The organism is Actinomadura sp. NPDC000929 (assembly GCF_040492065.1).
Classification (GTDB): Bacteria; Actinomycetota; Actinomycetes; order Streptosporangiales; family Streptosporangiaceae; genus Spirillospora; species Spirillospora verrucosospora.
This window is the reverse complement of sequence record NZ_JBEUPA010000024.1, coordinates 19979-33873: the sequence shown is the minus strand read 5'-3', so window position 1 is coordinate 33873 and position 13895 is coordinate 19979. Positions and strand designations below refer to the sequence as shown.

At 69.1% G+C, this 13895-nt stretch carries 17 protein-coding genes; 9 read left to right on the top strand and 8 right to left on the bottom strand.

What is annotated here, in order from left to right; translation table 11 throughout:
• The first annotated feature begins 419 nt into the window (after positions 1-419).
• From ABWI04_RS12010 to ABWI04_RS12000, 3 genes are all read left to right on the top strand, one after another.
• Positions 420-2219: a hypothetical protein gene (locus tag ABWI04_RS12010; RefSeq protein WP_353832406.1), complete on the top strand. Its 1800-nt coding sequence runs from the start codon at positions 420-422 to the stop codon at positions 2217-2219.
• A 2-nt stretch (positions 2220-2221) separates the two neighbouring features.
• On the top strand, positions 2222-2482 hold the full coding sequence (locus tag ABWI04_RS12005) for a DUF6406 domain-containing protein (RefSeq protein ID WP_353832405.1): 261 nt from the start codon (positions 2222-2224) through the stop codon (positions 2480-2482).
• Positions 2483-2571: 89 nt separating this feature from the next.
• Positions 2572-2832 (top strand): DUF6406 domain-containing protein, encoded by a 261-nt coding sequence (locus ABWI04_RS12000; RefSeq protein WP_353832443.1) that lies wholly within the window; start codon positions 2572-2574, stop codon positions 2830-2832.
• 145 nt (positions 2833-2977) lie between these two features.
• On the opposite strand, the gene ABWI04_RS11995 is transcribed toward ABWI04_RS12000, so the two are convergent.
• The gene (locus tag ABWI04_RS11995; RefSeq protein WP_353832404.1) at positions 2978-3799 is read right to left on the bottom strand and encodes an NAD(P)H-binding protein; all 822 of its coding nucleotides are present in this window, start codon (positions 3797-3799) and stop codon (positions 2978-2980) included.
• Between the two features lie 87 nt (positions 3800-3886).
• Between ABWI04_RS11995 and ABWI04_RS11990 the strand changes: the two genes are divergently transcribed.
• Positions 3887-4309 carry a winged helix-turn-helix transcriptional regulator gene (locus tag ABWI04_RS11990; RefSeq protein ID WP_353832403.1) on the top strand — a complete coding sequence of 141 codons (423 nt, stop codon included), beginning with the start codon at positions 3887-3889 and terminating at the stop codon, positions 4307-4309.
• 98 nt (positions 4310-4407) lie between these two features.
• Positions 4408-4758: a hypothetical protein gene (locus ABWI04_RS11985; protein WP_345179964.1), complete on the top strand. Its 351-nt coding sequence runs from the start codon at positions 4408-4410 to the stop codon at positions 4756-4758.
• 26 nt (positions 4759-4784) lie between these two features.
• Here ABWI04_RS11985 and ABWI04_RS11980 read toward each other — a convergent pair whose 3' ends face one another.
• The 3 genes from ABWI04_RS11980 to ABWI04_RS11970 form a co-directional block, all read right to left on the bottom strand.
• Positions 4785-5180 carry a DUF3224 domain-containing protein gene (locus ABWI04_RS11980; RefSeq protein WP_345179966.1) on the bottom strand — a complete coding sequence of 132 codons (396 nt, stop codon included), beginning with the start codon at positions 5178-5180 and terminating at the stop codon, positions 4785-4787.
• A 99-nt stretch (positions 5181-5279) separates the two neighbouring features.
• Positions 5280-5897 (bottom strand): DUF3841 domain-containing protein, encoded by a 618-nt coding sequence (locus tag ABWI04_RS11975; protein ID WP_353832402.1) that lies wholly within the window; start codon positions 5895-5897, stop codon positions 5280-5282.
• A gap of 49 nt (positions 5898-5946) precedes the next feature.
• Positions 5947-7110, bottom strand: a complete 1164-nt coding sequence (locus tag ABWI04_RS11970) for a serine hydrolase domain-containing protein (protein ID WP_353832401.1) — start codon at positions 7108-7110, stop codon at positions 5947-5949.
• A 228-nt stretch (positions 7111-7338) separates the two neighbouring features.
• Here ABWI04_RS11970 and ABWI04_RS11965 point away from each other — a divergent pair, with 228 nt between their 5' ends.
• Positions 7339-7800, top strand: coding sequence for a pyridoxamine 5'-phosphate oxidase family protein (locus tag ABWI04_RS11965; protein ID WP_353832400.1), 462 nt, complete (start codon positions 7339-7341; stop codon positions 7798-7800).
• Positions 7801-7811: 11 nt separating this feature from the next.
• On the opposite strand, the gene ABWI04_RS11960 is transcribed toward ABWI04_RS11965, so the two are convergent.
• A complete protein-coding gene (locus ABWI04_RS11960) occupies positions 7812-8729 on the bottom strand; it encodes a hypothetical protein (protein ID WP_353832399.1) in 918 nt (305 codons plus the stop codon).
• 44 nt (positions 8730-8773) lie between these two features.
• On the opposite strand from ABWI04_RS11960, the gene ABWI04_RS11955 reads away from it, so the two are divergent.
• On the top strand, positions 8774-9610 hold the full coding sequence (locus ABWI04_RS11955) for a 2,3,4,5-tetrahydropyridine-2,6-dicarboxylate N-succinyltransferase (protein WP_345179977.1): 837 nt from the start codon (positions 8774-8776) through the stop codon (positions 9608-9610).
• Here ABWI04_RS11955 and ABWI04_RS11950 read toward each other — a convergent pair.
• Positions 9600-10283 carry a 4'-phosphopantetheinyl transferase family protein gene (locus ABWI04_RS11950; protein WP_345180042.1) on the bottom strand — a complete coding sequence of 228 codons (684 nt, stop codon included), beginning with the start codon at positions 10281-10283 and terminating at the stop codon, positions 9600-9602. The genes ABWI04_RS11955 and ABWI04_RS11950 overlap by 11 nt on opposite strands.
• 33 nt (positions 10284-10316) lie before the next feature.
• On the opposite strand from ABWI04_RS11950, the gene dapE reads away from it, so the two are divergent.
• Together dapE and ABWI04_RS11940 are read left to right on the top strand one after the other, a co-directional pair.
• Positions 10317-11393, top strand: coding sequence for a succinyl-diaminopimelate desuccinylase (gene dapE / locus ABWI04_RS11945; protein ID WP_345179979.1), 1077 nt, complete (start codon positions 10317-10319; stop codon positions 11391-11393).
• A complete protein-coding gene (locus ABWI04_RS11940; RefSeq protein ID WP_353832398.1) occupies positions 11390-12190 on the top strand; it encodes an LOG family protein in 801 nt (266 codons plus the stop codon). The genes dapE and ABWI04_RS11940 overlap by 4 nt, the downstream gene beginning before the upstream one ends.
• Before the next feature lie 69 nt (positions 12191-12259).
• On the opposite strand, the gene ABWI04_RS11935 is transcribed toward ABWI04_RS11940, so the two are convergent.
• A complete protein-coding gene (locus ABWI04_RS11935; protein WP_353832397.1) occupies positions 12260-13222 on the bottom strand; it encodes a CU044_5270 family protein in 963 nt (320 codons plus the stop codon).
• Positions 13219-13854 (bottom strand): RNA polymerase sigma factor, encoded by a 636-nt coding sequence (locus tag ABWI04_RS11930; protein ID WP_345179985.1) that lies wholly within the window; start codon positions 13852-13854, stop codon positions 13219-13221. The genes ABWI04_RS11935 and ABWI04_RS11930 overlap by 4 nt, the downstream gene beginning before the upstream one ends.
• Positions 13855-13895 lie beyond the last annotated feature (41 nt).

Here is a 13895-nt window from a genome sequence, read left to right as displayed (position 1 = left end):
CGACTAAAGGCAAAGAGAAGGGAGGGCGTAAGGAACATGGAGCAAATGCAACGGTAAACGAATGACAATCCAACGAAGCGCGGTCGACTCCGCACAGGGGAGACCGGGGCAGCTTGCCCGCGCCTCCCGAGACCGCCCTCCTCGCTGGACACGTGCCCGCGAGCTGTCGGGTGTGCGATGAGTCCATCCGGCAGCGTTGATCTCGCGAGGTCGACGATGAGGCGGTGGTGAGGGTGTCCGAGCCGCGGCATCGAAACAGGAGAACGACTCACTGATCAACGAAGCGTGCAATCCCTGAGCATTCACGCTTTCATAGACGACGGTGTGACCGGCCGAAGGCCCCGCTCGGCATCGGCCACCCAGGCTCGCATGGGGTCGACGCGGGCCGGTGTGGGTTCGTCTTGTGGAAGGGGCGCAGCGTGGGCTTGGAGCATCCCACCAGGACCGATGCCAAGGTCGAGAACACCGACCGGCCCAAGCCGTCCGACAAGCCTCCCGGGCCCCCACCGGACAACCCTGGCGCTCCCGGCTACCCGTCCCGCCGAGAAAGCCTCGCCCGCGCCCGCGAACCCGCACCGCAGGAGAACGAGACGGCAGCGGCCAAAGACAGCGGTGCCAAGGGGACGGAAACACGCGACAAGCTCGCCCCCACCGGTGACGAGAAGGACAAGCCGACCGGCCCCGAGACCCCTGACCGGGAAGACGATGCAGCCGAACAGGACGTAGAAGCAGACAGCTCCAAGCCCGCCGAACAACCCGAGCAACCCGAGCAACCCGAGCAACCCGAGCAACCCGAGCAGGCCGAGCAGGCCGAGCACGACGAGCAGGCCGAGCGGGACGAGGGCAGAGGAGACGACGAGCGCACTGAGGGTGGGGAAGGCGCCGAAAGCGAGCAGCCTGACGCGGGGCTGGGCAGCGACGACTCGCAGGGCGAGCGTGACGGCAAGCCGACTGACGCGCAAACCGAGAGAGTTGGCGAGAAGGCCGAGACGCACGACGACCCCGCTTCCTCAAAACGGCCGCACACCCTGCCGGCCGACAACCCGGGCTCCCCAGATCAGCCGAGTGAGCTGAGAGGGCTGCTCGGTGACCACCTCAGTGTGGATTCGACCAGTGGGACGGACGGTCTGAAGACCTCCAACGGCTCGGACGACGCGGCAGACGATCCGGACGGGAGGATCTCCGGTGAAGAATCAGCCGACGACGACAGGAGCGCGGCCGAGTTCGACGATGATGTCCTCGAGCGTGGAATATCGGATCGGCTGAAGCAGTTCGCCGCCAAGCTGGATCGAACTGCTGAGTCGAAAGAACTCGAGGGTACGGTCGATCGCCCGAACTTCCAGGACCCCAGGGAGAGGCCGGAGTATGTTCCTGACCGTTATGGCACGCCACTAGAGCGTGCTGACGGTAGCCGTATACCGCTGTTCAACGGTGAACTTTCCCGGGAGCAGGCAAAACAGGGAATCCTTGGCGATTGTGGCATCATTGCCCCCCTGGGGGCGATCGCAGAGAAATATCCTGAGGTCATCCGGAACTGTGTGCGAGAAACCGAAGACGGCAACTACGAAGTTCGCTTTCACCAGGCAGAATATTCGAAGTCCAGGCAGCGCTACGAACCGACTGGAAAATCGATCACGCTCACGGTGACGCCTGATCTGCCGATCAAGAATGATCGCCCGCATATGCCCGCATTCGCTGCGATTACGTCGGCAAAAGCGGCCTGGGCGCCGATTATGGAGAAGGCGATCGCTGGCTTGGATCAGATGTGGAGTCCTGAGCGCAGGGACCGGGCGAACAGATTCTGGAAAGAGCGGGGAAATTCCGGAGACGCGCCGACCGGTTACGTGCGATTGAACCAGGGCACCGGCCCGGCGGAACGCGCCGAACTGCTCACTATAATTACAGGCCGCCCGGCCAAGGCGGCGGCATTTCCTACCGGCTATGACAATCAAGGGCGAAGTGCGGAACGTCGCCTCCAGGACGAGATCTCCGGCCATCTCTCCCAAGGCAGGCCTGTAATCGTTGGAACCCGTGAGTTGAGCAAGGGTGAGACTCACCTTCCGAAAAGGCTTATTGCGAAACACGTCTACGAGGTCACCAAGGTCGACAGTCAGGGGAAGTTCCACCTGCACAACCCCTGGAACAAAACGCATCCCCATCCGATGACGATCAAAGAACTCAAAGCCAACATGCGGCAGCGCTACACCACGATGGAGTGAGAATGGCGGTCGAGAAAATTAGCCTGAAGCAGGGCACGCAAACCTATGTCGATGAGGAGCTGGAAATTGGATTGATGAGTGCGTACAAGGGGGAGGGCGACAGGCCGCCGGAGGTTCTCGTCTCCGTCACGGACGACGGTGAGCGTGAGTTGACCCTTCATCCTGGAGATGCATTTCTGATCGGAGATCAGACTTGGAGGCTTGAGCGAGTCGAAGAGGCCGGGGGGGAAAGGCTCGGCGCCGTTTTCGCCAGGATTGAATAGCGCCTCCAGACGCTGGGTTTCTGTCGCCGGGTTGGTGTCCGCGGCTGGGTGAGGAGTCGAATCCGGTGTACTACTGTGCTGGAGTGACGATGGCGATCGAGGAAATCGGCCTGAAGCAGGGTACGCAGACCTACATCGAGAACGAGATGAAAATCGGTCTGGTCGGTGCGCGCAAGGGGACTGAGGAGCGCCCTCCAGAGATTGCTCTGTTCGTCAAGGACGATAGCGAGCGCGACTTGATCCTCCGTCCTGGAGACACCTTTCTCATCGGGAACCAGACCTGGAGGCTGGAGCGAGTCGAAGAGGCTGGCTGGGACAAGCTCGGTGCCGTTTTCGCCAGGATTGAATAGCGCTTTCAGGTGGCGGGTTCCTGTCGCCGGGTTGGTGTGCGCCGCTGGTGAGGTGGCCTTCTGGTGGGGGTCTGGGTGGGGACGCGTGTGAGTCCTCCCAGGGTGATTGCTGGGAGGACTCATCTCGTTGCCGTGCTGGTCGGTGTTATTGGGGTGCTGCCGGTTTTGTGGTGGAGGCGGCTGCGACGGCTGTAGCGAGTGGGTCTCGGATGGGGCGGCCGAGGACGTGGGCGAGGTCGGGGCTGGTGCCGTCGAGGAAGCCGTGCCGGATGCTTGTCGCGATCGAGACGAGCATGGGCGGCTGGAACGGCAGCAAGCCCAGCATCTCGTTCAGGAGTAGGCGCCGGTAATCGTCCAGGCCGATGGCGCGGTAGGGGACTCCGAGTCGTTCGGCCACCTGCGCTGTCGTGATCGGCGTGCCGGTCAGGTCGTAGGTGCGCCCGCTGTGCCGTGCCGGATCCTCAGCGACGATCGCCGCGGCCTCGGCGAGGTCCGCGCGGGAGACCGCGGCCAGAGCACCGTCGCCGAACACGGACTCCACCCCGTCGTCGGCCCACATCAGCAGACCGCCGAAGAGTTCGGCGTACAGGCCGTTGCGCAGGATCGTCCACGGCAGGCCGCAGGCGCGCACGAGCCTTTCGGTCGCGCGGTGCGCCAGTGCGAAAGCGAGGTGGTCGCCGGCGCCGGTCAGGCTCGTGTAGATGACGTGCCGGACGCCGTCACGGACGGCGGCGTCGAGGACGGCCTTGTGGCGCCCGATGACCTGGTCGTCCTCGGCATAGCCGGCGGAGATCAGCACCAGGGTCGATATGCCGGCCAGGTCCATGCCGGTGGGGTCGTCGAAATCGAGGCGCCGCATCCCGTCTTTGGGCGTGCGGCTGCCGCCTGTCGCGCTCGCGCCGCGGGCGTTGAGCGCCGCGAGCGTCGCCGAGCCGAGGTTCCCGCTCGCTCCGGTCACCAAGATCATGTCAGTCCCCGACTTCCGTAGTGGTTCTCTTCGGTAACTACGCTTGATCTTGATTTGCCCGCGCGTCGGCCACAAGGAGGCAGTCTCATGTCACCCACGCACACCGGGGTAACCGCCGCATCGGCGGCCCTCGATCCCTGCGGGCGGGCGGACCACCCGGACTGCGGGATCCGCGATGTCCTGGACCGCATCGGGGACAAGTGGTCGGTACTGGTGGTCGTTGAACTCGCGGGCGGGCCGCGGCGCTTCCGGGAGCTCCAGCGCGCGATCGACGGCATCTCCCAGCGAATGCTCACCCTCACGGTGCGCAGGCTGGAGCGTGACGGACTCGTTCTCCGCACCGTGTACCCGACCGTCCCGGCCCAGGTCGACTACCGCCTGACGGAGACGGGGACCAGCCTGACCCACCTGGTCAAAGCACTCGCCGACTGGTCCCTCACTCATCGCGACGTCATCGCTGAGGCGCGGCACCGGTACGACGAGACCAACCCCGGCCACGACATCCGGTAACGGGGACCGCAGATGCCGGGCGGTGCGCTTGGCGCTACGCCCCTAATGAGCTGAAAATGGGAGGGCCTCGGCGGTGCACTAGGGGCAGAATCGGATCCATGACGAACGTGGCCGACCGGCAGATTCCCGAGTACCTCGACTTTGTCGGGCCCGGGTGGCGCGACATCCTGATGCGGACCCACGCCGAACTCCTCGCTGTGCTGCCGAACTACCAGGTGGCCCAGGTCAAGGAGAAGTACGGGATGCTGGACGTCAACCTGGGCGGGTACGTCGACCCCGTCACTGGGGAGTTGGGCATCGACCGGGAACTCGGCAGCCGGGTCAGTGCGATTCTCGGGGCCGCCCGGGAAGAGTCGCGTCGCACCTGCGAGGTGTGCGGCGAGCCGGGCAGTGAGACCGGCCAGGCGTGGATCAAGACGCTCTGCCCCGACCACGCCCGGCGAACCTAGTACGCCAGTTGGAGTGCGCCGCGAAATTACAGGGTGTAAGCGAGGGTGAGCACCTGGAACTCACGTTCCATGGCCTGGCCGGAGATGCCGGCCAGGCCTCCGGTTCCGGAGTTGGGGACGATGCTGCCGTGGCTGCTTTGCTCGTCCCCGTCGGCGAGCCCGAAATGCTGGATGACGAACGTGCCCTGTCGCCCGTCGAGCGTCCCCTCGATCCGCTCGGACGCCACGTAACCGCCGCCCGCCTCTCCCTGGGCGGTCAACACCTCCGCGACGCCCGTACCGTCGATCACGCCCTGGTACCGCTTGCGGATCGTGACCCGGGTCATCTTGGGCCCCTCGGAAGGCTCCTCGTACACGCTCTCGTCGAAGTCGGTGATCTCGAACTTGGCCTCGACGGTGCGCTGTTCCTGCTGCTCGGTCATGGCGCCGAAGACTAGCCTGCGCCTCTCGAAGCGCCTTCAACCCCCGAGACCTTGTGTGCCCCGTGGGTCGTCTCGCTGCCGCTCGGCGGATTCGGGCGGTCAGGTGATCCGGACGGCTTCCAGCACTTCGTCGGCGTTCAGGGCGTGGGCGGTGCCCTGCCAGCATTCGAACGGGCCGTAGTTGCCTCGGTCGAGGATGCATTCCCAGGACTTCTCGATCTCGTTCCGCAGGTCGGTGGGCCACTCCCGGATCGGGGTGTCGCGCATACCTGTCGCGCGGAGGCGGGCGTCGAACTCGTCGTACGTCTCCTCCCAGCGGGCGAACGCGTCGTCCTCGGACTCGCCAGGGCGCCTCGGCATCCCCAGGCCCCTGTTCAGGACCAGATGCCACTCGTCGAAGTGGGAGAGGAGCACCCGGTCGCGCGGGACCCGGCAGGTGAGCAGCACCTGGCCGCGCGAGTGGCGACAGGCTTCGACCAGATGCTTGCGATGGGTGCGTGCCCAGAACCACAGTGCACCGTCTCCGCTGGTCGGTAGGCGGGCCGCCATCATGCGGTAGATCCAGGCGTAGGCGTCCGCGAACGCTTCCTCAGCCAGCTTCGGGTCCGGCCTCAGTGTGCCCGTCGTGAGCAGGGTCTCCAACGCCTCGACCGGTTGGACGGTGTGAAGCAGCAGCCGCCCCGCGTCGAGGTCGTAGCCCATCCGACCGGCGGGCACGGCCTGTTCAGGCTTGGCGTTCCGAACTGGGAAGGGGGCCACGCGGTCATCATGACGGCTTCGACGGGCAGAAGGCGGCCTCCACGGCCTTGCCCGCGTCGAACTCCACGGCGCTGGGCTTGGCGCTCAGGGTGAGCGACATCGCGAACTGGCGGCGGCCGTCTTCTGAGTAGAAGGTCAAGGCGATGGAGCCGGGGGCCAGCCCGCCCACGATGTAGAAATCGTCGACGCAACTGCTCCGGCGCTTGCCCTGGAGGCGCGAGTCGCCGGGCAGCCGGTCGGTCAGGACTCGCTGGAGTTCCGGCGGCAGCAGCCTGCCCTGGTTGAACGCCCGTTGGAAGACGCTGACGTCGCGCGCGGTGGAGACCACCCCGCCGGCCCCGCCGGTGTAGCCGGCGTTGAACCGGTCCACGTCGCGCAGCCTCCCCTCGGCGTCGGGATAGTAGCCGTGGCCGTGCGGCCCCACGACGCCGTCCGGCGGCGCGACCATGAGGTAGGACTTGGTCATCCCAAGCGGGCCGAACAGGTGATCGTGCAGCTCGGTGCCCAGGTCGTGGCCGGTCGCCCTTTCGATGATCATGCCGAGGAGGGTGTAGTTGGTGTTGGAGTAGGTCCACTTCTCGCCCGGTTCCCCGGTCCGGGGCCGGGCGCGGCTCCACCTCACCAGATCGAGCGGCTGGTAGGGGGTCGTGAAGTCGAACACGTCGAACGCGGGGTCGTCTCCCTCGCTCCCGTCCGGCTTCGGCTTTCCGGCGTACCAGTCGGGGATGCCGGAGGTGTGCCGGATCATCTGCCGGACCGTGATCTCGTCGGCCCGCTCCACCAGATCCTTCTCCGCCACCTCCGGCAGCAGGTCGCCGAGCTTGTCGTCCACGCCCAGCCGGCCCTCCTCGACCAGTTGCAGCACCACGGTGGCCACCATCTGCTTGGTCTGCGACCAGATCCGGAAGCGGGCGTTCGCCGGAATCTGTCCGCCCTCTCCGTCCAGCAGGCGCGAGCCCCCGCTGCCCTGCCCGACGGCCTTCCCGTCGAGGTAGGCCCCGCCGACGGCCCCCACGACCCCGGGAGTCCCGGCCAGTTCCTCCATCGCCTTCTGCACGTTCCCGGCCTGCGCCGGGGCGGCGGTGGCGGGCGCGGCCTGTGCCGCCATCGTCATGGCGAGACCGGCGGCGAGACCGGCCTTCAGCAGCGGGCGGACGTTCTTGTGCGACACCACGCGTTTCCTTTTCGTGTTCGCCTTCCGAAGCCGGGGAAACGGCCCCCGGCACGAACCGCTGTGGTCCGTGCCCCCACCGAAGACGAAGGACTGTTGCGGCGGCGTATGCGCTTTTCGATACGCCCGCGATAGGCCGACAAGACTGAGGCTGAGGGTTTCTCGGTCGCTGGGAGTAGGTCTCTCGCCTCATGCGCGCCTTGAGTCTGCTGGCTAAGGTCGGCGCTCATGCGGACCACGGGCATAGTCGGCCGCCAGGTGGCGGAACGTAGGCGCGACACCCTGGAGCGGCTCGTCAGCGAGCGGGATGTGTGGGTGTCGACGGCACACCCTGATCACGGCCCGCACCAGGTGCCGCTGTGGTTCATATGGGACGGCGAAGCGGTGTGGTTGTGCACCGGTGCCGGTTCCGCGACTGCTCGGAACGTCCGCGAGGAGCCCCGCGTGCGGCTAGGGCTGCCGGACACCTTCGACGTGGTGCTTCTCCAGGGCGAGGCAGAGTGCTTCCCGGACCGGAACGTGCCCGAAGACGCGGCGGAGGCCTTCGCCGCCAAATTCGGATGGGACCCGCGCGCGGAGAAGGACCCCTATCTGTATGTGCGCGTAGTGCCGAAGGTCGTGCGCGCCTGGCGCGGCGAGCCGGAGCTGCGCGGCCGAGTCATCATGCGCGACGGGGCCTGGCTGGAATAGCGGCCCCCGAGCTACTGGACGATGACGGTGGTCTGGGCGGCCTGCTTGTCGTCCGTCCAGCCGTCGTGGCCGGCCTTGGACTGCCAGTGCTTGCCCGCGTAGCGGACCTCGGTCAGGCCGTAGGCCTGGGCGTGGGTGACGGCCCAGCTCGCGACGGCCCAGCCCGAGCGGGGGTTCGTGACCTGGATCGAGTTCCACGACTTCGGGTCGGACGGGGAGCCCGCCTTGAGGGGGCCGGGGCCGCCGACCTTCAGGCGGCTGCCGAAGGCGCGGCGCATCTCCAGGAGCGCCTCGGGGCGGCGGGACGTCGTCTTCTTGTCGGGCGGGTACCAGCAGCGGGCCGTGGCGGGCTCGCGGCCGGTGAAGGCGGTCGCGAGGAGCTTGCCGTCGGGCTCGTGCTGGGCGTAGGCGCGGCCGTCGGCGCTGCGCTGCACCTTCTGCGCCGCGTCGTGCAGGTCGCGGTCGAGGTAGTCCTTGACCTTGACGAGGGCGTCGAAGAACTTGCTGGTGGCCTGGACGGGGTCGCGGAGCTTGTCCGGCGTGCCCCAGCCCTGGGACGGGCGCTGCTGGAACATGCCCACCGAGTCGCGGTCGCCGTTCGGCAGGTTGTGGATGTGCGACTCCTGGATCGCGGTCGCGTAGGCGATCACCACGGCGCGTTCGGGGAGCTGCTTGCGGAACGCGACGGCGGCGATGGTGGCGGCGTTCGCGCCCTGCTCCAGGTCGAGCGGCATCTTGCCGAGGCTCGTGCGCACCTCGCAGCCGGACCCGTGCAGGTACGGGCGCATCCGCTGGAACGCCACGTAGACGCCCACGCCCGCCAGCAGCACGACGACGCACAGGACCGCGGCCCAGCGGACGCCGCGCCGGCGGCGCCCGCCGCTCGCCCCCTCATCGGGGCGCGCCTTCAACCTCGCCCAAACAGCCACGCGAAGACAGTACTGGGAGATGGCCACCAGTAAGCTCAGGAGGCATGACCGAAACGTTCACCAGCCCGATCTCCGGCGGCATCGACGAGTTGTGGGAGCGGCGCGCCGAGCTGACGCCGGACGACGCCGAGGCCCGAGCGGCCATCGTGGCCGCCGTCGACCAGCTCGACGCGGGGGAGGCCCGCGTCGCCCGGATCGATCCCGCGACCGACGAGGTCGTCGTCGACGAGCGGGCCAAGCGGGCGATCCTGCTGAGCTTCAAGGTCCTCGGCATGGCGCGCTCGCAGGTGGGCGACTTCCGGTACCACGACCGCATCCCGCTGAAGACGCGGCTGGACGGCGTGCGCGTCGTGCCGGGCGCCATCGCGCGGTGGGGGGCCCACCTGGCGCCGGGCGTGGTGCTGATGCCGTCGTTCACCAACATCGGCGCCTACGTCGACTCCGGGACGATGGTCGACACGTGGGCCACCGTGGGGTCGTGCGCGCAGGTCGGCAAGAACGTCCACCTGTCGGGCGGCGTCGGCATCGGCGGCGTGCTGGAGCCCCCGAACGCCAAGCCGGTGGTCATCGAGGACGAGGCGATGATCGGCAGCCGGTCCATGATCGTCGAGGGCGCGCGGGTGGGGCGCGGCGCCGTCGTCGGGTCGGGGACGAACCTGTCGGCGTCCATGCCGGTCATCGACGTGGAGACGGGCGAGGAGATCAGCCGCGGGCGCATCCCCGACTGGTGCGTCGCGGTCGGCGGCACCCGCTACAAGGAGTTCAAGGGAGGCACGTTCGGGCTCCCGGCGGTGCTGATCCTCAAGCGGCTGGAGGAGGGGCAGCGCCACGACAAGGCGTCCCTCAACGACATCCTCCGCGACCACGGCATCAACACCTGAGCGGGAACTCGGCGACGTCGAGGGGGCGGTCGGTGAGGACGGCGGCCGAGGCGGCGTAGCCGGGGCCCGCGTCCAGGTCGGCGAGGCGGACGGGCGAGACGGCCGCCTCGCCCTCCCAGCCCAGCACCTCGGGGGGCTCGTCCGGGCCGGACACGTGGATGGCGGTCATCGGCGCGGCCAGGCCGTGGCCGGTGGCCTTCAGAAGGGCCTCCTTCCGGCTCCAGTAGACGTGAAAACCGCGCTTCCGGTCGGTCATGGCCTTCAGCGCCTCCGATTCGGCGGCGGTGAGGACCATCCGGGAGAGGCCGTCGATGTCGCGGTCGCTCTCCTGCTCCACGTCCGCCCCGACCTCGGCGCCCTCGACGACGACGAGCAGGACGCGGTCCCCCGAGTGGGAGAGCGAGAAGTCCAGGCCGCTGCCGGGCAGGCGCGGCTTGCCGTGCGCGTCGCCGCACAGGCGGCAGTCGGTGGTGAAGCGCAGGTCGCGCGGGGCCCGGCCGGTGGCCTCGGCGAGGACCGTGCGCGCGAGGAACCGCCCGGTGACGAACCGGGCCTTGTCCTCGGCGCGCATGAACCGGTCGTAGCGGGCGCGCTCCCCGTCGTCGAGGAGGTCGCGCATCCGGGGTTCGTCGGCGGGACGCGCCCAATGGACGGCGCACTCCAGTACGGGCATCTCCACGGACGCGATGATAGATAACCTTCGACCATGGGGCTTGATCTGTACTCGGACGTCGCGGACCTGACGGCGGCGGTCGTCGACATCGAGTCGGTGAGCGGCGGGGAGGAACCCCTGGCCGGGGCCGTCGAGGAGGCGCTGCGCGCGCTGCCGCACCTGGCGGTGGAGCGCGTCGGCAACAACGTCGTCGCGCGCACCGATCTCGGACGGGCCGAACGGGTCGTGCTGGCCGGGCACCTCGACACCGTCCCGCTGAACGGCAACCTCCCGTCCCGCGTGGAGGGCGACCGGCTCTACGGCTGCGGCACCACCGACATGAAGAGCGGCGTCGCGGTCGCGCTGCGGCTCGCCGCGACCGTCGCCCGGCCCAGCCGCGACGTCACCTACGTCTTCTACGACTGCGAGGAGGTCGAGGCCGCGCGCAACGGGCTCCGGCACCTCGCGCAGGCACGGCCGGAGCTGCTCGCGGGCGACTTCGCGGTGCTGATGGAGCCGACCGGCGGGCTGATCGAGGGCGGCTGCCAGGGCACGATGCGCGTCGAGGTCACCGCGACGGGGGAGCGGGCGCACAGCGCGCGCGCCTGGATGGGGTCGAACGCGATCCACTCGGCGGGGGCGATCCTGGACGTCCTGCGCGCCTACGAGCCGTCCCGCCCGGTCGTGGACGGGCTGGAGTACCACGAGGGCCTGAACGCTGTGTTCATCTCGGGAGGCGTCGCCGGGAACGTCATCCCGGACGAGTGCGTCGTCACCGTGAATTATCGGTTCGCGCCTGACAAGTCCCTCGCCGACGCGGAGGCGTACCTGCGGGAAACCTTCGCCGGCTTCCAGGTGACGGTCACCGACGGCGCGTCGGCCGCCCGCCCGGGGTTGCACCACCCGGCCGCCGCCGCGTTCGCCGCGGCGAGCGGCGCGGAGGTCCGCGCGAAGCTCGGCTGGACGGACGTCGCCCGCTTCGCCGAGCTCGGCGTCCCGGCCGTCAACTACGGCCCTGGCGAGCCGACCCTCGCGCACACGCGGGACGAGTACGTCGAGATCCCTCTCATCGCCGAGTGCGAGCAACGAATGCGCACGTGGCTGGAGGGTCCCATTACCGTGGCCTCATGACATCGGAAGTGAATTCCCGCTCGCGCCGGCAGGGGCCGGCCATGCTGCGGGGGAAGGCCGTCCCCCCGACCACGACCGACCAGCGGCTCCTGGACGGCCGCGGCCCGGTCGACTGGGTGCACGCCGACCCGTGGCGGGTGCTGCGGATCCAGGCGGAGTTCGTCGAGGGCTTCGGCCTCCTCGCCGAGCTGCCGAAGGCCGTCAGCGTCTTCGGCAGCGCCCGCACCAAGCCGGACTCGCCCGAGTACGAGCTCGCGGTCGACATCGGCGCCCGCCTGCACGAGGCCGGCTACGCCGTGATCACCGGCGGCGGGCCGGGGATCATGGAGGCGGCCAACAAGGGCTGCGACGAGAACGGGGGCCTGTCGGTCGGCCTCGGCATCGAGCTGCCGTTCGAGCAGAAGCTGAACGACCACCTCGACATCGGCCTGGAGTTCCGGTACTTCTTCGTCCGCAAGACGATGTTCGTGAAGTACTCGCAGGCCTTCGTCGTCCTGCCGGGCGGCTTCGGGACGCTGGACGAGCTGTTCGAGGCGATCACGCTCGTCCAGACCAAGAAGATCACCCGGTTCCCGATCGTGCTGGTCGGCACGAGGTTCTGGGGCGGCCTGCTCGACTGGGTCAAGGAGTCGATGCTGACCTCCGGCAAGATCTCGCCGCAGGACATCGACCTGATCCACCTCACCGACGACCCCGAGGAGGTCGTCCGGATCATCATCGAGGGCCACACCCGGGCCGAGCAGGAGATCATCGAGTCCCGCGCCGCCGCCGAGGCCGCGGAGACCGCCGGGGAGTAGCCCCCGTCCCGTGGACCTGCATGATCCCCCGATCATGCAGGTCCAGACGGTCTCCGCGTGCGGGGGGCGCTACCTGGGCGCCCGGTCCGTCCACTCGGCCGTGATCGCGGCGCCGCCGGGGACGGTGACCCGCGCGCCGTCCGCCGAGACGAAGAAGTCGGTGTCGGTGATGCGGGACGTCTTCGGATCGACGACCAGGTGCGCGTCCCCTCCTCCGCCGAAGGAGATCGACAGGCCCTGCCCGCCCTTGACCGCACCGAGGTCCTGGACGTTCGGATAGGCGGCGATCGCGCGGAAGGCGGCGGCGCGGACCTTCGGCGGGGCCGGGAGCTGGGAGACGAGGGAGAGCAGCCCGTCGAAGACGGAGCGCTCCCGCGCGGCGGCGTCGGGGCGGCCGGCACTGGTCTCGATGCCGCCGCGCTCCACGTCGGCGGCGATCCGCGCCTTCAGCGCGCCGGGAGAGCTCGGAAGGCTCTGGAGCTGGGCGAGGGTGACGCCGGGGCCGCCGAGCCGGAACGGGGCGGGACGGGTCAGCGGGACCACCTTGCCGCCCGTCTTCTCTCCCTTCCACCAGACCCGGCCGTCGCGCCCGGTCCAGCTCTCCAGCGAGGTACGGGCGCCGCCCTCGCGAGCGGTGGACACCGTCCTGACGTACCAGTACGCGCCGCCTCCCGCCGGCGTCTTCGCCGCGGTGGTGGCGGCCACGAGCAGGACCTCCCGGCCGGACGGGGCCGACGCCCCCGGGCCCTCGTCCGGCTTCCGGGCCCCTCCGGCGCCGACGGCGCCGATCGCCACCGCGGCGGCCGCCGCGGCGATCGCGGTGCTCGCCGCGGCGAGGAGGAGGGGACGCCGCCTGGAGGGGCGGCGCGGAGCCTGCTCGGCCGATCGAAGGTCCTGCTGGATCTCGCTCATCACGAACTCCTGGAGTCGTTGGCGGCGGTCGCCCGGCAGATCCCGCTCCGCCGGCACCGGCAGCAGCCGGGCCAGCTCCTCACGCTCGTCCGGGTTCGGCTGGATCGGTGTGGAATTCATCGGGTCTTCTCCTGAGCGGACCGGACCGCGATCTCGCGGTCACCCTCTTGCTGTCCGTGGCCGGAAGGCGGTTCCCGGTCTTCTGCGGGCGGCCGGGCGCCTCCGGTGGTGAGGCCGTCGAGCTTCCTGCGGGCGCGCGACAGCCGGGAGCGCACCGTGCCGACCGGCACGCCGAGCGCTTCGGCGGCCTCGGCGTAGCCGAGCCCCGACCAGACGCACAGCGCCAGCACCTCGCGCTCGGGCTCGCGCAGCGCCGCCAGCGCCGCGCGCATCAGGGCGAGCCGCTCGCGATCGTCGATGCGGCCCGCGGCCTCGTCGGTGAAGTCCGGGACCGTGTCGCTCCTCGGAAGCCGCGCCAGCGCGCCGTCGTGCCGCCTGGCCGCGCGGCGCACGTTGCGGGCGACGTTGGTGGCGATGCCCAGCAGCCAGGGACGCAGCGACCCCTCCGCCTCGACGTCGACCCTCTCGCGAAGGCGCCATGACTCCAGGAAGGTCAGGGACACCACGTCCTCCGCCGTCGCCCAGTTCCCCGTCAGGCGGAAGGCGTGGTTGTAGACCGAGCGCACCTGTTCGTCGAACAGTTCTCTGAACGCATCCGGATCCCCGGCGTGAACCCGGGTACGCAAACTCATCTCCACATGCGGGGACTGTTCGCCGGAACATTCAGGTTCCC